The organism is Myxococcus sp. MxC21-1 (assembly GCF_032612255.1).
Taxonomy (GTDB): Bacteria; Myxococcota; Myxococcia; order Myxococcales; family Myxococcaceae; genus Myxococcus; species Myxococcus virescens.
In genome coordinates this window covers 4,907,462-4,926,819 of sequence record NZ_CP123278.1, presented here as the reverse complement: position 1 = coordinate 4,926,819, position 19,358 = coordinate 4,907,462, and the positions used below count along the sequence as shown (strand labels likewise).

13 protein-coding genes and 2 pseudogenes are annotated in these 19,358 nt (G+C 70.3%); 7 read left to right on the top strand and 8 right to left on the bottom strand.

Features of this window, described 5'->3' with window-relative positions:
* Window positions 1–48 precede the first annotated feature (48 nt).
* Window positions 49–1,824: a choice-of-anchor X domain-containing protein gene (locus QEG98_RS21940; RefSeq protein ID WP_316562697.1), complete on the top strand. Its 1,776-nt coding sequence runs from the start codon at window positions 49–51 to the stop codon at window positions 1,822–1,824.
* Between the two features lie 63 nt (window positions 1,825–1,887).
* Here QEG98_RS21940 and QEG98_RS21935 read toward each other — a convergent pair whose 3' ends face one another.
* Window positions 1,888–2,457, bottom strand: a complete 570-nt coding sequence (locus QEG98_RS21935; RefSeq protein ID WP_316562696.1) for a DUF4123 domain-containing protein — start codon at window positions 2,455–2,457, stop codon at window positions 1,888–1,890.
* Window positions 2,458–2,481: 24 nt separating this feature from the next.
* Complete coding sequence (locus QEG98_RS21930) at window positions 2,482–2,898, bottom strand: hypothetical protein (protein ID WP_316562695.1); 417 nt, start codon at window positions 2,896–2,898, stop codon at window positions 2,482–2,484.
* A 251-nt stretch (window positions 2,899–3,149) separates the two neighbouring features.
* On the opposite strand from QEG98_RS21930, the gene QEG98_RS21925 reads away from it, so the two are divergent.
* Window positions 3,150–4,475 carry a hypothetical protein gene (locus QEG98_RS21925; RefSeq protein WP_316562694.1) on the top strand — a complete coding sequence of 442 codons (1,326 nt, stop codon included), beginning with the start codon at window positions 3,150–3,152 and terminating at the stop codon, window positions 4,473–4,475.
* A 7-nt stretch (window positions 4,476–4,482) separates the two neighbouring features.
* Window positions 4,483–5,661, top strand: a complete 1,179-nt coding sequence (locus QEG98_RS21920; protein WP_316562693.1) for a hypothetical protein — start codon at window positions 4,483–4,485, stop codon at window positions 5,659–5,661.
* Here the strand turns inward: QEG98_RS21920 and QEG98_RS21915 are convergent.
* The 4 genes from QEG98_RS21915 to QEG98_RS21900 form a co-directional block, all read right to left on the bottom strand.
* Window positions 5,649–6,026, bottom strand: coding sequence for an ATP-binding protein (locus QEG98_RS21915; RefSeq protein ID WP_316562692.1), 378 nt, complete (start codon window positions 6,024–6,026; stop codon window positions 5,649–5,651). The genes QEG98_RS21920 and QEG98_RS21915 overlap by 13 nt on opposite strands.
* Window positions 6,023–7,954, bottom strand: coding sequence for a response regulator (locus tag QEG98_RS21910; protein ID WP_316562691.1), 1,932 nt, complete (start codon window positions 7,952–7,954; stop codon window positions 6,023–6,025). The genes QEG98_RS21915 and QEG98_RS21910 overlap by 4 nt, the downstream gene beginning before the upstream one ends.
* A 296-nt stretch (window positions 7,955–8,250) precedes the next feature.
* Entirely contained in the window at window positions 8,251–9,084 is an 834-nt protein-coding gene (locus QEG98_RS21905; RefSeq protein ID WP_316562690.1) for a hypothetical protein, read from the bottom strand.
* A 229-nt stretch (window positions 9,085–9,313) separates the two neighbouring features.
* A complete protein-coding gene (locus QEG98_RS21900) occupies window positions 9,314–10,129 on the bottom strand; it encodes a GNAT family N-acetyltransferase (protein ID WP_316562689.1) in 816 nt (271 codons plus the stop codon).
* Between the two features lie 116 nt (window positions 10,130–10,245).
* Between QEG98_RS21900 and QEG98_RS21895 the strand changes: the two genes are divergently transcribed.
* Both QEG98_RS21895 and udk read left to right on the top strand, forming a co-directional pair.
* Complete coding sequence (locus tag QEG98_RS21895) at window positions 10,246–11,796, top strand: DUF692 family multinuclear iron-containing protein (protein WP_316562688.1); 1,551 nt, start codon at window positions 10,246–10,248, stop codon at window positions 11,794–11,796.
* Between the two features lie 169 nt (window positions 11,797–11,965).
* Window positions 11,966–12,601 (top strand): uridine kinase, encoded by a 636-nt coding sequence (gene udk / locus QEG98_RS21890; RefSeq protein ID WP_141257086.1) that lies wholly within the window; start codon window positions 11,966–11,968, stop codon window positions 12,599–12,601.
* Here udk and QEG98_RS21885 read toward each other — a convergent pair whose 3' ends face one another.
* Entirely contained in the window at window positions 12,602–13,633 is a 1,032-nt protein-coding gene (locus QEG98_RS21885) for an alpha/beta fold hydrolase (RefSeq protein ID WP_316562687.1), read from the bottom strand.
* A 51-nt stretch (window positions 13,634–13,684) separates the two neighbouring features.
* Between QEG98_RS21885 and QEG98_RS21880 the strand changes: the two genes are divergently transcribed.
* Window positions 13,685–14,599: a hypothetical protein gene (locus QEG98_RS21880; protein WP_316562686.1), complete on the top strand. Its 915-nt coding sequence runs from the start codon at window positions 13,685–13,687 to the stop codon at window positions 14,597–14,599.
* 13 nt (window positions 14,600–14,612) lie between these two features.
* Here QEG98_RS21880 and QEG98_RS21875 read toward each other — a convergent pair.
* A pseudogene (locus tag QEG98_RS21875) lies at window positions 14,613–16,809 on the bottom strand (PQQ-binding-like beta-propeller repeat protein).
* Between the two features lie 98 nt (window positions 16,810–16,907).
* Between QEG98_RS21875 and QEG98_RS21865 the strand changes: the two are divergent.
* Window positions 16,908–19,354 (top strand): annotated as a pseudogene (locus QEG98_RS21865) (HTH domain-containing protein).
* The last annotated feature ends 4 nt before the right edge of the window (window positions 19,355–19,358 follow it).

The following is a 19,358-nucleotide window of genomic DNA, read 5'->3' as shown; positions in this document are numbered from 1 at the left end:
GCGGGGTGCACAAGGCCGCGTTTGCAGTCTACCCGCGAGGAGTCCCCCATGAAGCAGTCCTCCAAGAAGTTTCCAGGCGTGTTGCGCGCCTGGTCTGGCGTCGTCGCCGCATCCCTGCTCGCAGGGTGTGGTGGCTCTGAATCCCTCCCTTCGGAGGAGCCGGCGTCCGCGGCGCAGGAGCAGGCCCAGACGGGCGTCGCGCCCATCCTCGATTCGATGGATGCCATCGCGCTCGACGGCGAGCTGACGTCGAAGACGCGCAGCCTCATCCGCGCGAAGCTCGCGCAGGGGCAGGTGCATCAGCAGGTTCCCGTGGTGTCGGACTCGGGGCAGGCGCTCGTGCTGAACGACCAGGGCCTCAATGGTGACGAGCAGGCCGGTGACGGCGTGTTCTCCGCCATTGGCGACGTGGACTTCGTCACCCATCGCGCCACGCAGGACCGCATTCGCGAGTTCCAGGCGCGCAATCCCCAGACGCCGCTGACGGTCGCGACCTTCGACAACCGCGTCCGCGTCTCCGAGCGCGTCCTCACGCCGCTGTCGCCCGACGTCTTCCGGCCGGGTGTCCCCATTCCCATCTTCCCCGCGGGTATCTCCCACGCGGTGAAGCCGGAGAACTCGCTCATCATCACCCACCCCAACGTGGTCAATGACCCGACGCGCACGTATGACCCGTGTACGAATGCCGGCAACCCGAATGGTGTGTGGACGTTCAACCACCTGATGCGGGAGATGGCGAGCTCGTACGTGTCGCCAGCAAACCTGACGGAGCACTGGCTGCGTCAGTGGACCGTGAACCAGAACATCAACGGCTGGACGGTGCCGGCGCGCCCGGCGATGACCGCGCGCATCCTCACGCCATGGCCGCGCTCGAGCGGCGCGCTGGAGCTGGCACGGTCGCCGTTCAAGCTGGTGGCCATCGTCAACCGCCTGGACCTGGGCGCCAGCGCGGGGCCGTCCGCCTACGCTTCTGGTAACGCGGGCGAGCTGCGCTTCGTCTTCGCCGCGGTGGATCGTTCGAGCGGGACCTGTGGCGTGCGGCCCTTCCTGGTCATCTTCGAGTACGGCGTCCCGCACGCCAGCTGTGACGCGGTCCGCACCTGGGCGCAGGGGTGGCTGAACCTGTCGGCGCCATCCATGATTCTGGGCAGCGCGGCGTACAATGCGGCGCTGACGAGCCTCACGCAGCAGGTGGTGGTGCGCAACGCCGCGCCCCGCAAGCCGAACGGCAGCGCCATCAACCAGATCCGCACCAACGAGGAGTGGCTGCGCTACCCGTGGGAGCTGCGTGAGTTTCACCTGATGGGCTCGGGTCCCTCGGTGAACCGCTTGCAGGGCCAGCCGACGGTGCTGACGCCGGGCGATTCGCACAACAACACGACGGTGCTGCGTGACTTCATCAACGCGAACACGCCCGCCATCCTGGCCAACAGCTACACCGTGCCGCCGGCGTACCCCACGTCGAGCACGCCGTTCCTCGGCGCGTTCCCGTGGATTTCGTCGCCGACGGACTCGTACTGGCGTGCGTCGGGCATCTCCGTCAACGACGCCCGTCACGTCTTCTCGCGCAACACCTGCAACGGCTGCCACGGCCGCGAAACGCGCACCGAGTTCACGCACATCGACGAGTACGGCGCGCTTTCGCCGTTCCTCGCCACGGGCATGGCCAGTCCTTCCACGGCGTTCTGGGTGCAGGACCCCGTCGTGACGTCGCTGAGCCGCCCGTTCTACGAAATCCAGATGCGCAACACGAACCTGGACAGCGTGGCGAACCAGGCCTGCCTGGCGCGCGCGTTCGACCGGCCTCTGCTCTCCGCGCACTGACGCGGGGAGGCCCGACCGGGGCGCATCGATTCAACGGTGCGCCCCAGGGAGGGGCCGAGGCCGCTACATGAGCGGCGTCGGGAGGATGGACAGCGGCGGCGCGTCCAGGGGCGCCTCTTCGGGACGGCGCGAGTAGGCGAGCATGCTGCCGCCGTCCTCGGACTCAGCGAAGAACTGCTCGATGGGGCCGAAGAGGAAGTCCAGCTCGTCGTCCGTGCACGTGGGCAGGTAGACGCGCAGCACGCGCGGGTCGTAGTAGCGGAACACCAGCGGCTTGCCGTTGGCGTCCTTGACCTTGAGGAAGCGCCGAAGGTGCCGCCGAAGCGCGTCCGGGTGGGCCGGGCTCTGCACGAAGATGCCCCAGCTCTTGCCCCAGCCCGCGGCGAGCAGTTGCTCCGTGGCGGGCGCTCCGGGCCGCAGTTGCACCAGGTAGGGCGCCACCTCCACCAACTCCGGCGGCAGCTTCCCCGCATAGAGGCAGCTCTGCGTCAGGCCGCAGGTGAGCACCAGCCGGTGGATGTTGGGGGCCCGCGCCCCGTCCAGGATGGCGTAGAGCGCCGACGTGGGCGCTTCCTCCGTGGCCTGCCGTATCCACTGCAACAGGCCCGGGAGCTGGGGGACCGGTGCGCTCACGCCGCGGCCCGTTGCTTCTGCTTTTCACACTCCTCGCAGAACGGCACACCCGCCGCCGCGGCCTGGCGCAGGGCCTCGGCCTGCCGTGCCGGGTCGGGGAAGAGGGTGAAGACCTCCACGGGCGGGCGCGCCAGGGGAGGACCTCGGGCTCGGGCCGGGGGGCGGCAGGGCCGGTTCCGGCCACGCCCAGGCGGCGGCGCGGCGCTGCACGCGCAGGGCCACCAGCTCACGGCGCTCCAGCGCCTGCACCAGCCGGTCTCGCACGCGGGCGTCCTGCCGGGCGCGGTCCAGCGAGCTGGCGTTCCACGGAAGGATGCCGCCCAAGGCCTCGTACATCTCCAGCAAGGGCCTGCGGGCGGAGGTCAGCCAATGGTCGAGCTGCCAGGTGATGTGCTCGGCCGGGACGCACTCCCGCTCGTCGAGGGCCGTCACGGCTCGCATGACGCGCAGTTCGTATTCTTCGGCTCCAGAGCGGAGCCGCCAGGGGCCAGGGAAGCCGATTCCAGGGACGGACATGACGACCTTGTCGGGGCTTCAGGGAAGGGGCCGCGTCCAGGACGCGGAATGGACGCAGAGTGTATCCGGGGCTGGGTGAAGCTGCATCCCGGCCTGCACGAAATCTGCACGAACATTCCTTGGCAGCCGCACAAGGGGGCCATCACCGTTGCACGGGGGGCGCAGATCCTGCGCCCATGAACGCACCTCCTCCGCTGCCTCCCCGTCCGCCGCGAGCGCCCGAAGGCGCCCTTCGCCGGGCCCTGCGCTGGCTCGTGGCCCACCACGTCTTTGGCAGTCTGGCCATCGTCGTCTTCGCCACGGCCGTCATCGCCGGGCAGGTGGCGGACCGGACGGACTTCGCCAACTCGGAGCTGGCCGCCGGGGTGGAGGACCGCTGGGGCGCGCCCGTCACCCAGCCCGCGCCGTCCCTGCGCTACGTGCATAGCGGCACCATCTTCACCGAGCTGAAGCCGCTGCCCTTCGACCGCCAGCACGTCGAGGTGCAGGCGAAGATGAACTACCGCAAGCGCGGGCTGCGCTACTTCTCCGGCTTCGACTTCACCCTCAACGCCGACTACGCGGTGGTCAACCGCGAGAGCACCGACATCGACGTGGCGTTCATCTTCCCCATGGAGATGGACAAGTCGCAGGTGCTGCTGTCGGAGCTCCAGTTCCTGGTCGACGGCACGGAGTCCAGCCTGGACCTGGGCGAGTCCGGCAACCGGCTGGTGTGGACGGGCCGCATCGCCAAAGGCGCCACGTCCCGCTTCACCATCCGCTACCGCGCCCGGGGGCTGAACTCATTCGTGTACCGCCTGGATCCAGCGCTGCCCGCGCGGGACGTGCGCGTCCACGTCGCCGTCGAAGGAGGGGAGAACTACGACTACCCGTCGGGTGTGCTGGCCGCGTCGTCGGTGAACACCACGGCCGACGCGGTGACGCTGGATTGGGCCTTCCAGTCGCTGGAGTCGGGAGTGAACCTGGGCGTCATCCTCCCGTCGGAGAAGACGTTCGACGCGCTGGTGGGCACGATGGCGACCCGGGCCTGGGTGCCCTTCCTGGGGCTGCTCGCGCTGCTCGCGGCCCTGGGGTTGCGCCACCGCCGTTCGCTCGCGCTCCACGAGACGTACCTCCTGGCGTCCGTGTACGGCTTCTTCTTCGTGCTGCTGGCGTACCTGGCGGCCTTCATGAACTTCTACGCCGCCTACGCCCTCTGCGCGGTGGGCCTGGGCGCGGCGGTGGTGGTGTACGTCCGCTGGCTCTTCCCGAAGGAGCGGACGTCCGTGCTCGCCGGGCTGTGGGGCGCCACGCTGGTGGTCCCCACCGGCGCCGTCATCCTCCAGGGCTACACCGGCCTCATCTACACGCTGGAGATCCTTGCCGCGCTGCTGGGGCTGATGGTGCTCTCCACCCGCGCTGGTGTGCGGGCCTTCCTCTCCGATTTGTCACTGCCCGGTGAGCCTCCGCGCGCCGCCGTGGCTCCCGCTGCCTCCACTCCTGTCACCCCGGAAGCGAGCTGATTCCGCCATGTGGACCGTACCGCTCATCGTTGGACTCCTGCTGACCACGGCCGATGGCTCGGCCGCCAAGACTCCCTCCGGCACCGCCACCGTGCCGCTTCAGGAGCTGATTCCCCTCTACGCGCAGCGCCAGGCGGCTCCCGCTGAAGCACCTCCGATGGAGGCCCTGGTGAAGAGCCAGCTCAAGGGCCGGCTCACGGCGGATGCCCTCTTCGTGGACGGACACTTCGACGTGGAGGTGCTCGCGGACGGACGGTGGACGCAGGTGCGCCTGCTCCAACTCGACGCGGACACGTACCCGGCCACGTTGCCCTCGCTGGAGGAAGGCACCGTGGGCGTCGTCGACGGCTACCTCTGCCTGCTCACGCGGAAGGCCGGGCGCTACGTCTTCGACGTGGGCGTCTCCATCCGCTCGCCCGGAGCGGGGCCGGAGCGCCGGGCCCAGCTGCGCTTCGGGCCCCACGCGTCCCCGGTGCCGCTGGCGCTGGAGGCGGACACGTCCGTCTTCACGCTCACCGAGCCGTTGGCATCGATGGGAGGCGAGTCCCACGCCGTCTATCCCGTGCAAGGCATGCTGCGCGTGGGCTGGCGCGCGGCGGTGGCTCGGGTGGCACAAAGCCAGAAGCAGCAGGTGCGCCCGCCGCTCGAGCCGCGCATCACCGAGGCCACCGCGTCCTGGGTGTCCACGCTGGAAGGCCGAGCCACGCTGCGCGTCAGCTACGCGCTGAGCCTGGATCGCGAGCAGCCGTTGGAGCTGGTGCTCCCGGAAGGACACCGGCTGGAGCGCGTCACCCTGAATGCCATTCCCGTCCCCGTGGAGTCGGAGAACGGCACCCTGGCGTTGAAGGCCGCTCCGGCGCGGCTGGGAGAGACGAGCGGGACGCTGGAGGTGGTGCTGTCGCGAGAGCTGGGTGTGTTCCACCTCTCCGGCCGGTTGAAGCTGGCGTTGCCGCGAGTCTCCTGGCCGGTGGCGGAGCTCCGCGCACGCGCGCACTTCCCCGCGGTGTTCAACTACCGGCGCGAGGGCGGCAGCCTGGAGCAGTACGAGTCGACGGAAGCCGTGGCCGCGGAGGCGTCGGGCCTGCCCGGAAAGGCGCTGCACTTCCGCCAGTTCCTGGTGGCCGCGTCCTCGCCCACGCTGGAGCTGGGCTACTCCGTGGACATCTCCGACAGCTACTTCCGTTGAAGCCGGGGCACGGGCGCCGCCACCGCGAAGGTGGTGCCCGTGTCGGAAGGAAGCAGCTCCAACCTCGCGTGGAAGGCGCGCAGCATGGACTGGGCAATCGTCAGCCCCAGGCCCGTGCCGCCTCGCTCGCGGGCGGTGGTGAAGAAGGCGTCGAAGATGCGCGCACGGTTGGACTCGGAGATGCCCTTGCCTCGGTCCTTCACCACCACGCGCACCAGGTCCGCCTCTGGGGCCTGCTCCACCGACAGGTCCACGCGGACGGTGTCGCCACCATGCTGGCGGGCATTGGTGACGAGCTGCCACAGCACGTCGTCGATCACCTCCTGCGGGAGGCTCACCTTCAGGCCCGGGGGTGGTGCCGTCACGTGGATGTCCGTGGCACCGTCAGCGCGGGCGCGGAGGGCGAGCCCTCCAACAGCGGGCCCAGCTCCACCTGCGCGGGCGTGGCCGTCATGGAGTCCGCCCGGGCCAGCTCCAGCAGGCGCTGCACCAGTCGGGTGAGCCTGCGGGCATCCGCGTCCACGTTGGCGAGGAACCGCGCGCGCTGCTCGGGGGCCATCGCGTCGGCGCTGTCGCGCAGCAGCTCCACAGCGCCTTGGATGGAGGCCAGCGGCGTCTTGAACTCGTGCGACACGTTGGCCGCGAAGGAGCGGATGTACTGGTTCCTGTCTCGCAACGCGGTGGCCATGCCGGCCAGGGACTCGGAGAGCTCGGCCAGCTCGGCCACCACGGGGCGCGCCATGGGCTCGAAGCCCGAAGGGTCGCTCATGGCGATGGCGCGCGTCTGCTTCACCAGCGCGCGCACCGGCCGGCCCACCAGCGCGGCGGCGGCCAGGGACATCAACGCCACCGCGCCGAGCAATACGAAGCCAGTGGCGGTGAGGTTCCACCGGTCCGCATACGTCGCCTTGGCGAACGTCATGGGCGTGCGCGTCAGCACCACCGCGCCCCAGACGCGATCGCCTTCCAGCACGGGCAGCGCCACCGTGACGCGGATGCCGGTGTCACGGCTGAGCGACGCCAGTGGAGTGTCCTCGGGATCGGCGACGCGGCGGCGCAGCACGCTGACGGGTTCGCCGCGCAGGGCCCGCTGGACCTCCGTGCGGTCCGCCAGCGTCGTCCACAGCAGGGCGGGGCTGCTGCTGGCCACCACCACGCCCTCGGTGTCCACCACGCGGATGCCGGCCAGGGTCGCCGCACGCACCTGTTCGAGCAGCGGCGTCAGCTGCAGTCCGGCCGCCTGTGACAGCGGCTCCGCGGGAACGCGCGAAGGCCGAGGCGTGTCGCCCGGCGGCAGGGATGCATCCGAGGCCCTGAGTGACGGAAGGATGGGGCGCAGGCGCGTGTCGTCGGGAATGGGGAAGGGCCAGGGAGCGGTGCGCTCGCGGCCGTATGCGCCCTCTGGCACGGTGGCGCGCAGCCGCTCGCGGAAGACCTCCGCGACCACCGCGCCCTGGGCAATCAGCTCCGACTCCGTCTGGCGGATGAGCTGGTTGTCGTAGACGCGCACGAAGGCGAGCCCCGCCAGCGTGAGGGCGAACCCCGCGATGCCCACGGCGGCGAACACCAGCCACAAGCGCGGGCGCGCGCGGCGCTCAGGGAGGGCGAGCCGATAGCCAAGGCCATGCACCGTCTCGATGACGTCTCCGCCCGCGCTCGCGAACTTCTGCCGGACCCGGCGCACGTGGCTGTCGATGGTCCGGTCGCTGACCACCACGTCGTCGTAGACGCGGTTCATCAGCTCATCCCGGGTGAAGACCTTGCCAGGGACTCGGAGCAGCGTGGCCAGGAGCTGGAACTCCGTCACCGTGAGCACCACTTCCGTGTCCTGCCACCACGCGCGCCAGCGCTCCGCGTCCATGCGCAGCGGCCCTCGGGACTGCATCCGCGCGGCGGGCGCTTCGACCTCCGGGACCGGCGCGGGCCGTGCGCGCCGGAGCACCGCCTTCACGCGCGCCACGAGCTCGCGCGGGCTGAAGGGCTTGGTGAGGTAGTCATCGCCGCCCAGCTCCAGGCCCAGGATGCGGTCGACCTCGTCATCCCGCGAGGAGAGGAAGACGATGGGCAGCTCGTGCTTGCGCCGGACCTCACGGCACACGGCCAGCCCGTCCAGCTCCGGCATCATGATGTCCAGGACGATGAGCGCTGGGAGGGCGCGGTCGACCTGCGTCAGGGCGGCGCGGCCATCGGCGGCCTCATCCACCCGGAAGCCTCCCTGCTCCAGCGCGAAGCGGACGATTTCCCTCAGGTGAGGATCATCGTCGACGACCAGGACTGTGGGACGTTCGGCCACGGCTGCTCGGGAGGGGAGGGTTGCGACGACTGCCGCACTCTACACCCGCCCGGGCCAGGGAGACGGCCGGGGCGCACCCCCGGCCGTGACTACGACTACCGGCGTGAGCGCCGGCGGGGCCGCGGAATCGCAACCGCCGCGGCGAGTAGGAGAATCACTGGAATGAACACGAGCATCGTCTGCGCCGTCACCTTCGCCCCCATCAAGGAAGTGCGGCTACTATGGCGGGCCGGTCTGACGTATCGCCGAGGCAATCCTGAAAACAGGTTTTGACGGGACGGTGACAGCGCCCGGCGTCAGATCAGCTCGCGGGTGATGACCTCGGAGCGTTCCTGGTCATTCCAGGTGACCTTCCGGGTCTCCCGGCCGTTGAAGTAGATGGCCTCCCGGTCGTTGATGAGCTTCCGGATGGTGATGCGGGCGACGGACTGCCGTTCGTCCACGCCGTGGGTCAGCTCGTATCGGGCGACGTCATGGGGGAGCTCGCCCAGGCGGAGGCGGACCTCGCCCAGCATGTCCACGTAGTCCGCCAGCGCCTGCATCTGCCCCAGCGCGCGCCGCATCACCGTGCCCGTGCGCTTGCTGAGCACCCGGTCCCAGAAGAGGTAGCCCGCGCCCAGCGTGGCCGTGCTGGTGAAGAACATGAAGAAGGTGAGCGCCGGATCCAGGTACCGGTTCTGGGTGAGGCCCTGGTGCTTCGAGGCTTCCACCAGGATGTCCTTCATGGCCTCCACGGCAGTGCGGTGGGCCAGTTGCGTCCACTCCCGCGCATCCCGCTCCGCGCCCAGCAGCAGCCAGCAGAGGCCCAGGTGCAGGGCGATGAACGACAGCCGCGCCTTGTCGCGCTCGGTGCCCATGGCTTCCGTGAAGCAGCTCCGCGCGGACTTCAGCCGCTCCAGCTGTTCGTCGCGGGTGGCCTGAGGGGCACGCACGGCCTCCAGGTGGAGCCGCCCGGCCAGGAAGGGACCTTCCTGCAGCGGCCGGATGTCGCGATGCAACCCGCGAAGGAGGGTGAGCTGTGCTTCGTGAAGGCCGAGGAGTGTCTCCAGCAGCGTGACCGCGGCGGGAGCCTGAGACCTGCCGCCCGCGTGCGGTGGAATCGCCAGGACGAGATCATCCCACTTGGCCATGTGCGGACTCCGTGTGGCTGGGCGATGCAAGACGTGCGGCAAGCCCCCTCACAGCTCAGTCTGCCACAACCTCCACGCCATCGAAGAATGTGGGCCGCAGTTCATGCGAGAGCGGCATTCTTCAATGCGACGGAGCGGCTGGCTTTCAAGCTCGGTAGAAAAAGCCAGTCACTCGCTCGAAATGGCGTGAGTCTGTTTTTACTCCCCCGTGCCGAGCACCGTGTGTGGCTCAGCCCTGGCCTGGTGGAGGCGCCATGTACATGCGGAAGCGCGTCACCGGCCGGTAGCCCATGCGGGTATAGACAGGCTCGCCTTCGCTCGTGGCGTGGAGGACGGTGCGCTCGGTGCCCCAGTCCTGATGGGCCTTCGCCAGCGCATGTCGCATCACGGCCTCTGCGGCACCTTGCCGGCGGTATTGCGGCTGGGTCGCCACCAGGGCGACGTAGGCGGCGGCATCCACACGCAGCACCACCGTGCTGGCCGCGGCCTCTTCGTCGCGGCACGCCACGAAGCCCTGGCAGTCCGGGGTGTAGAGCGTGTCCTCGTCGAAGGCTTCACGGCCGAAGTGGCGGGGGACGTCGTAGACGTTGGCGTTGATGTCGGCCACGGCCTGCCGGCCCCACGTATCCGTGACGGGACGCATGGTGAACGGAGGCCGTGGGTGAATGGAGGGCGCCAGCCGGTCCGCCACCATGCCGGTGACGTCCATCTCGGCCTTGAGCCCGTACCAGGCGAGGATGGATGGCGCGTTGTCCCGCACGGAGGGGGCCAGCCAGTCGTCGCAGACGACGAAGCTCCAGCCATGTCTACCGGCGGAGAAGTAGCGCGCCGCCGAGGCCGCCGCGGCCGCCAGCGCTTGTTCCGTTTCGACGGGCGCGCGCAGGAAGGCGGAGTTCATCATCGACCAGGCGACGTGGCAGGCGGTGATGTAGACCTCGGGTCGCTCCACCACTTCACCCGACTTGCTGCCCAGGGCGAAGAGCCTCCAGGCTCCACGGTACTGCGCGTTGGACTCATCTATCTCGACGCGTGAGGGGGCGGGCATCGCGGCTCCTGGGGTGAGGGGAATCGGCGAGCATACCCGACCTCGGGAGCGTTCATCGCGCCACTGCCCGGCAGTCGCGGGTGGCGGTGGACGCGGGGCGCGTCTACGTTGAGCGCATGACGCATGCGGTTTCCGAGACGTGGACACTGCCCTGGCGGGGCCTGGGGTTGAGCAGCAACCTGAGCGTGGCGGACGTGCCGCAGCCCTACCGCTTGCTGGACGAGTCACCGGGCCTCTTCGACTACGTGGAGTACAGCGCGCCGCTCTCCTTGGAAGAGTCGAAGGCGCACGCCTCGCTGTTCCCGGAGATGTGGCGCCGTCGCCAGGACGTCCCGGTGCTCTTCCATCCCGTCCACCTCAACCTCTGGGGGCCCGCGCTGGAGCCCGTCCAGGCCTTGAAGGATTTGGACGCCCACGCGCGCGCCGTGGAGAGCCCCTGGGTGGGCAACGACGTGGGCTGGTGGCACGTGGATGGGCAGCCCTTCCCGGGCTACCTCTACTTCACGCCGCCCTTCAACGAAGCGGGCCTGGAGGCGTGCGTGTCCCACGCGCTCCATGTCCAGCAACACCTGTCCGTGCCGCTCGCGCTGGAGAACCCCGCGGTGCTCGCGCGGCGCGGGCAGTGGCATGTGCTCGACTTCATGGCCAAGTTGCACGCGCGCACCGGGGCGCCGCTGCTGCTCGACCTGGGGCACCTGCTCAGCCATCAGCTCTCCGCCGGCCTGCCGCTGCAGACGGGGCTGGACGGCTTTCCGCTCGACCAGGTCATCGAGCTGCACATCGCCGGAGGCGTGGTGACGCGCCGGGGGCCGCGCAGCTTCTACGTGGATGACCACACGCAGCCGGTGCGCGAGGAGCTGTTCGACCTGCTGGCCTCGTTGATTCCGCGCTGCCCATCGCTGCGCGCCGTCACCTTCGAGGGGGATGGCCACCCGCCCGAGGTCGCCCGGATGTCCTTGCGCCGCCTGCGCCAACTGGTGCCCGCGGGAGCGCGTCCGCCGCTGACGTGGCGCGTACCGGCGGCTGTCGCGGCCGTGCCTCCACTCACGGAGGACAGCCAGCCCTGGGCCTTGTTCGACGCGGGTTACGCCGCCGCGCCCGCGGCCTCCGTGGAGGACGAAGCGGGCACGCTGGCGGACCAGGACTTCCGCCTGGCCGTGGTCGCGGAGGTCCTGGACCGCGATTGGCCGCTCACCCGGTTGTTGCTCGCGGGCACGCGGGAGGGGCTGGCGGCCTTCACCGGCTCGAAGGAGTACCGGAAGCTCTTCGACTCCGTGGCGCGGACGCCCGGTCAGTCCTTCGCGTCCTGGGCCATGCGCCGCCTGCGCGAGTCACCGGATGAGGGGGCGTCGGCGGCGCTGACGCTGGAGATGCTGCTGCCATCGCTGTTCACGCGGCGGGTGCCCGCCCCCGCCGGGGCAGGTGGGGTTGATGGAGGACGTGCGGGTCGGGTCGCTTCCCGTGGACCTGTCCGAGCTGGTCCATTCCGCCCGAGCCGTGCGCCGGCACCTCACGGCCCGTGCGTGGGCGTGTGGCACGTTGGAGCTGTCCGGCCTGGATTCGCTGAACCAGGTGGCGCGCAGGCCCGGCCCGGGGCCCTGGTCCTTCGTCGCGCGGCGCAGGGCGGGAGGACCGGAGGTGATGTCGGTGCCCCCGGCCTTGGGTGAATTCCTGGGAATGCTCGCTGTGCGGCCCATGGCCGAGGCGGAGGTAGCCCCTGGGTTGCTGGAGGCGGCGAGGGCGCGAGGGCTGATCCGCCAGGGATAGCGGGAAGAATTGTCCGGGATTGGACCGAACCCTTGCGCTGGTCGTCCTGGTAAGATACGTCGCGCCCACATGGCGTCCCCCCTCGTCGTCGGAATCGCGGGCGGCACCGCGTCCGGCAAGACCACCGTTGCCCGCAAGGTACGCGAGGCATTGGCCGATTGCCGCGTGGCCTTCATCGATCAGGATTCATACTACCGGGACTTGAAGGACCTTCCGCTGGCGGACAGGCGTGAGGTGAACTTCGACCACCCGGATGCCTTCGACAGGGAGCTGCTGGTTCAGCACCTGCAAGCGCTGAAGTCCGGGCAGCCCATCCAGAAGCCCGTCTACGACTTCGTCACTTCGTCGCGCACGCCGCAGACGAAGAACGTGGACCCCGGCGACATCATCCTCATCGAGGGCATCCTGGTGCTCCACATGAAGGAGGTCCGGGATGAGATGGACGTGAAGATCTACGTCGACGCGGACGACGACCTTCGCATCCTCCGGCGCCTCACCCGCGACATCAAGGACCGCGGCCGCGACTTCGACCACGTGGTGAGCCAGTACCTGCGCCACGTGCGGCCCATGCACATGGGCTTCGTGGAGCCGTCCAAGCACTTCGCGGACATCATCATCCCGCACGGCGGCAACAACGAGATTGCCATTGGCATGCTGGTGGGCGCGCTTCGCGGCAAGCTCTCTGGCGCCGTGAATCGGGACTAGTCAGCACCGCCGCAGGAAGTCGCTCAGCGGGCCATGGAGCCGCTCCGCGTCCTGGAGCAGTGCCGCGTGGTCCCCGGGCCCCGGCAGCTCAAGGAAACGGGCGCTCACGCCCGCCGCGCTCAGCAGGTGGTAGGTGTCACGCACCCGGTTCATCGGGGCCATGGCATCCGACGTCCCCGTCACCAGGAGCACCCGCGCACGGATTCGCGAGAAGCCGTCCGACACGTCGCTGCCCGCGTACGCCGAGCACAGCGACGCCCAGGACACCGCGTCGAAGGCGTCCGCGAAGGCGTCCGCTTCCGCCTCCAGCGCGGCGCGGGCCGCTTCGGGGGCCGGGTACGCGGAGGCCAGGAACTCACGCCCGCAGAGCAGCTTCAGGAAGTCCAGACGCAGCTTGCGCATCGTCTTTCGCGGCGGCGCGTCCAGCGCGTAGAGGCCATCCCGGTAGTCCGGGTCCGCGCGCAGCACCTGCCAGGACAGGCCCAGCTTCTCGCGCACGCCTTCGGGCAGCGCGCGCGCCGCGCCGATGGCCACCACGCCCTCGGCCAGGTCGGGGAACAGCGACGCCAGTCGCAGCGCCACATGGGCGCCCAGGCCCACGCCCACCAGTGCGCGCACCTTCGTCAGCCCCTGTGCGCGCAGCGTGGCCGATACGGCGCGCGCCATGTCCTGCACCGTGAGCGGTGGCAGCTCGAGCCCCCAGCGTTCCCCCGACGCGGGATTCACCGTCGCGGGCGACGTGCTGCCGAAAGGGCTGCCGAGCAACCCGGGAGAGAAGACGGGGGTGATGGCGGGGTCCAACGCGAGGTTCGTCCCCACCAGGGCGCGTCCCCAGCCGGAGGGCTGGTATGCCGAGTCCTCCGGCGGGCCCAACGCGAGGTGCGAATGCGCGAGGTCGTGCAGCAACACCACCGCTTTGCCGTCTGATGGTTCTCCGTAGGCCGCCCAGGCCACCTGGGGATTGCCCAGCAGCTCTCCTTCCTCCAATGGAAGGGGCGTGGTGAACAGGTGGGTCCCGGTGGCCTGGATCACGTTGGGGATTTTTCATATCACTGCCGGGACAAAGGCACAGGAGACTGCCGCGTGAAGCGCTACTTCGGAGTCATCGTCATCGTCGCGGGTGTGCTGCTGGCCGCCGTCATGAGCTATCGCAGCGCGAGCGGTCGCGCGCTGGAGGCTCAGCGGGATGCGGATCAGCAACGGATTCACGCGGAGTACCTCGAACGCGTGGGCTGGATGCGCGCCAACCCGGACGAGGCCAGCTACCGTGATGAGTTGAAGCCCTTCTTCAAGAACTACTTCGAGCAGGTGGACGCGCACCTGACGCGTTTCAAGGGGAACACGAAGTTCGACGACTACCTCCTGGAGCTGGAGAAGCGCGAGGAGAGTGGCGCGAAGGATGACCGCGCGAAGGACCGCAAGGCCTTCTACGAGTACACGCGCAAGACGTTCGACAGCATGCGTGAGGGCCGTTACCGCCCGGTGTGGACGGCCACGGACAAGGGCATGCGCCTGGACATCATCTCCTCCGACGTGGTGATGGTGTTGGGCAAGCCGCAGATCCGCCTGCAGTTGGCGGTGTGGGGCGCGCAGCGCGTGCTCAAGGATGACGGCAAGGCGCTGAAGATGATGACCAGCGCTACGTTCGACACGGTGTGGAAGCTCACGGACGCGAAGGGGAAGCTGTTGGGCGAGATGCGCGGCGCCGACCCGTCCATGAAGATTGACCACCCGGAGCGCTTTGTCCGGGCGTTCCCCCCGCAGATGGTGCTGGGCCATTACGACCTGGACCTGATCCCGAACGAGGTGGCGAAGGTGGAGATGACCATCAACCTCTCCTCCAGCGCGGCATCGGGCGGCACCGCGACGTCCACCTATGTGTGGAAGCTGGACGTGCCCTCGGAATGGAAGCTCGGCGCTGGCGAGTCCTGGGAGGGCGCCACCCAGGAAGAGCGGCCCGAGGAGGAGATCGACCCGTCGAAGGCCGCGGCCAACTAGGCCTTCGCGGGGGTTACTCCACCACCGTGAAGTGAGAGCCGAGCCGGTACGCGGACAGCGTGCCGGCGTCGTCCAGGAAGTAGAGGTTGAGGCGCACGTCGGCCTGGAGCGCGACGAGCCCCACGCCGGCCTGGACCTCCGCGAGCACCTGCCCGCCGCGGGGGTCCACGGCACGGACGCGCTCCCCCGGCACCAGCGTGATGTCGCGCGCGGTATGGGCGGGGAGCGCGCTGATGAGCGGCTCGCCCGCGGCGCCCACGCGCCAGTCCACCGTGCCGGATGTGGCCACCCGGGTGGCGGCGCCCGAGGCGCTCGTCACCACGACCGCGCGGGGGAGGGACGCCAACGCAAAGGGGCCAGGGCCCAGGTTGAGCGGGCGCTCCCAGAGGCGCCGGCCCTTCGCGTCCAGGCAGAGCAGCATGCCTTCGCGCTCGCGCTCTCCGGCGATGAACACCCGCGAGCCCACGGGCAACGGCGCGGACAGGTGGGACAGGTCCGGCTCATACGTCCACACGGATTCGCCGGTGTGCGCGTCCGCGAGCAGCACGGCCCAGTGCGAGCCGCGGCCCAGCATGGCCAGGAAGCGCCGGCCCCAGGCCACCGGGGGCCCGTGGAAGGGCATGGGCGCGCGCATGCGGTAGCGGACCTGCCCGTCCTCCAGGTCGAGCCCATAGAGGTAGCCCGAGTCCGTGCCCACCAGCGCGCGGTGTCCCTGGGTGGCCAGCCAGCTGCGCTGGGTGCGCGGCGGCGCCGTGCGCCAGACCTCGCGGCCCGTGGCCTCCGCGAAGGCCACGACGGTGCGGTCCTCGGACAAGGTGAGCAGCAGGCCGTCCTTGCGCAGCAGCAGCGGGCCCAGCGGGATTCCGTCGTGGTCATGCAGCCAGCGCGCGCCACCGCCCCGGCCCGTGAAGCCGTAGACGCGCGCGATGTCCGCCGCCACCGCGTGGCCATCCGCCGACGCGGCCACGCCCAACGCCGCGGCGCGCTTCCACAGCAGTTCTCCGTCCTTTCGGGAGAACGCGGAGGCCAGTGCGGCGCGCAGTACACCGGTCCGTGCCGGCCCAGCAGCAGCCGCGATTCCTCCGCGTCCGGCAGGCCGCGCTTCTCCCACAGCTTCGCGAAGCGCAGCCGGCGCAAGCGGCCGGGGACCTTCAACGGCCGTGACGTGCCCTGGCCCGTGGCCCGGGCCTTCTTCTCGCGGGCCGCGCCCTTGGCCTCGGGGGGCTGTACGGGGCCTCGCAGGTGCGAAAGGCCCTCGCGGCAGCGCTCCGCCAGCTCCATCCGGTACGGGTTGGCCACCAGCGCGTGGTCCGCTTCCGCGAAGGCCGCGGCCAGGGACTCGCCCAGGTGGAAGAGGGCGGCGGCGAGCACCGTGCCCGTGAGCGGGAAGGGCGTCCCGGTGCGTCCCGCCTTCGCCTGGCCCGACTTCAGGTCGACCAGGAGCGAAGGCTTCGCGCCCGCGGGGGCCAGCTCGAAGCGGCTTTCGCCCAGCTCCACCGTGCGCGCCAGCTCCACCGCCAGTCGCGACAGCTCCAGCGCCGTCAGGAACGGCGGGCCGGGGACGCGCCGGCCTCGGGCTTGCCGGGCAGCGACAGCCAGACCTCGCCCGCGGCCAGCAGGGGCGCAAGCAGTCCGGCCGTTCCCCGCGCGGCGCCACGGCTCATGGGAGCCCCGGCGTCCCGGAGTTCGAAGCCGAAGCCTGGGACTTCCGTGGGCTCCACGCGCCGGGTGGCGGGCCGGGCCGGCGCCTCGTCAGGAGGACGGGCGGGCCGGTTCAGGCCTTTCAGCGGCTCCTTGAGGGCCTGCCCCACGGTGGTGGCGAGCGCCTTGGGCCCAGCCCGGGTGACGTCGGCGAGGAATCGCTCGCCGGCCTCCCGGACCGCCTCCACCAGTTCCTCCAGCTCCACCCGGACGGGAGGGCGCATCAGCCGGGCAGGGCGGGAGAGGTTGGCCACCAGCAGCTCCACGTCCGGCCCCATGCGGCGGAGCACCAGCTCCAGGTGGGCCTCGGGCAGGGAGACCTGGGCCAGTTTCTGACGTCCACCCGCGAGCGCCGCAACAGAGCGCACCAGGGAGGGGACGACTTCTGCTAGAGACTCCTCCACGGCCCCGGACAGAAGGTCCACCCCGTCCAATTCCAGTGCGATGGAATCGAGCGGGGAAGCCGCGGGTTCGCGTTTCCAGCGCTGTCCGATGCGTATGCGGGTCATCTTGCGTTCGTTGACAAGCCAGTTTAGCGATGGCTAGCATCCGCCGCCTATACGGACCTACATTTTTGTAACCGTTCGGAATTCCTGGGGAATACTCGATGACATTCTACGAGGCCGCGCTCCGCATCCTGGAGAGCGAAGGTCGTCCCCTCCACTTCCTTGAAATTACCGAGAAGTCCATCCAGCAGAGCCTGCTCTCCCACGTGGGCAAGACGCCTGAGGTGACGATGCTGTCGCGCCTCGCAGCCATGGCGCGCCGCACGCGGGATCGCAAGGTACTTGTGACGGCGAAGGATACCTTCGCGCTGGTTGACTGGTCGATTCCCGAGGACGTCGAGGCACTGGCTCAAACCGGCGTGGTGGAGCCGCATCCCGAAGAAGAACTGCCGCCGCTGCGTCCGCCGGAGCGCCACCCGGAGCCGCGCACGGACAACGTGCGGGTCGCGGGCCGTGGCAGCGACCGCAAGCGCCGCCGCGACGAGGACGAGGAGCGTGGCGGTCGCCGCAAGCGCTTCCCGCCGCTGCCCGAGGTGGTGTTCGAGATTCTCAGCGAGTCGGACATCGGGCTGCGCACCGAGCAGATCATCGAGCGCGCCCGGGTCAAGGAGCTGTGCGCCGAGGACACCACGGTGGAGGCGGTGCTCACCGCGCTGCTGGAGGACAACCAGCGTCGCATCGACGCGGGCCGCCGGCCGCAGTACGCCTTCAGCAAGGACTCTGGAGAGGTGTCGCTGGAGCGCGCTGGCGCCCCGAGCGAGGCCCCGCCGCTGGAGCTCCAGGCCGCGTTCGCGCAGGCGCTGGGCATTCCGCTGGAGGCTGGCCGTCCTGTGCTGGGCAAGCCGGCTGCCGCGGGCGAGGCCCTGCGGATGCCGCGCTGGTGTCCACGCTGCGCGCCGCGCTCAAGGACGCGCGCCGCTCCGTGGCGCGTGGGCTGCGCAAGCGCCTGGGCGAGCTGGACGTCGGTACGTTCGAGAAGTCCGTCGTGAAGATGATGCACGGCCTGGGCTTCCGCGAGCTGAAGGTGGCCAAGCGGTCCAAGGAAGGGCCCTTGCTCACGGCGCGCAAGCGCGAGGGCAGCGTGGAGCTGCGCTACGCGGTGCGCATGCTGAAGGGCACCCCCGGCATCGACCGCAAGTCGGTGCAGGAGCTGCGGCGTGACCTGGGCCACTATTCGGCGCAGGTGGGCCTGTTGGTGAGCGCGGGTGACGTGCGCGGTGATGCGCGCACCGAGGCGCAGGCCAATGGTTCGCTGGTGATGCTCTGGTGCGGCGACGCGCTGGGCGAGAAGTTCCTGGAAGCGGAGACGGCCGTCTCCGTCACGCAGGTCGCGCTGTACGAGGTCGACGAGAAGTTCTTCGAGGCCGCGAAGCTGGATGCCGAGGAGGCCCAGAAGCGCCGCGAGGAGCGTCAGCGCGAGAAGCAGGCCCGGGAGGGTGAGGAGCCCACCGAGGCCGCGGCGCCGGCGGAGCGCGAGCGTCCGCGTGAGAAGCGCCGCCGTGAGCGTGAGTCGCGCGAGGCCCGTGAGGCTCGTGAAGCCGAGGCCACCGCGGGGGCTTCCACGGAGGAGGCTTCGGCTGCTCCCGCTGGGGATGCGCGTGAAGCCGCTCCAATTCCGGCCGCGCCGGTCCTGCAGGGCCGCGAGGATGAAGAGGAGGGCGACGACGAGGACGGGGAGGATGACGACCTCGAGGCCGCCAGCGCTTTCGTGGGTGGCGCGCGTCCCGATGGAACTCCCGCGGAGGCCGGTGCCGAAGGGGCACAGGGTGACCGCAAGCGCCGCCGCCGTCGTCGCCGGGGCCGTCGCGGCCGTGGCAGCCGCGCGGGTGAGGCCGGTGCCACCGGAGCTCCTGGTGAGGCGGGGGCTGCAGGAGAGGCCGCCGCCGCGGGTGAGGCGGGCGCTTCGGTCGCGGGTGAGGCAGGCGCCTCGGTCGCGGGTGAGGCGGGTGCCTCCGTTGCCGGGGCTGTTGGTGCCGCCGCTGACGAGGCCGGAGCCCCGGCTGCGGGCGCTGGCGGAGAGACGGCTGCCGGGGGCGTCGCTGACGAGACGACTCCTGTCGATGCCACCGGTGTGTCGACTGCCGGAACCGGTGTGACGGTGGGCGAGTCTCCTGCTGCCAACGGTGCTGGCGAGGCACCTCCCGTCTCCGAGCCGGTCGATGCAAGCGCTGACCGTGGCGAGGGCTCGGCTGCTGCCCCAGGTGCCGCGTCGGGCGAAGCGATTGCCTCGGCGGGTGGTGGTGCCGTTTCCGAGGCAGCCTCCGGCGAAGCAGTATCCGCGTCCGTGGGCGTCGCCACGCAGGCAGACGTGCCCGGGACGGTTCCTTCCGATGGGACGTCATCGGCTGCTCCGACTTCGGGGCAGACGCAGGCGGGCGTGCCGGACGGCTCGGCGGGCGAAGTGGCCCCTGGCGCCGCGACGACGACGTCTTCTGGAGTCGTGGAGGGCGCGCAGGTCAGCGAGCCTGCTTCCTCTCCCACCGACGATGAGCCGTCCGCTGACTCGTCCGTGCCCCCCAAGGGGCCGTCCGGGGAGCGCGATAGCTGACGCG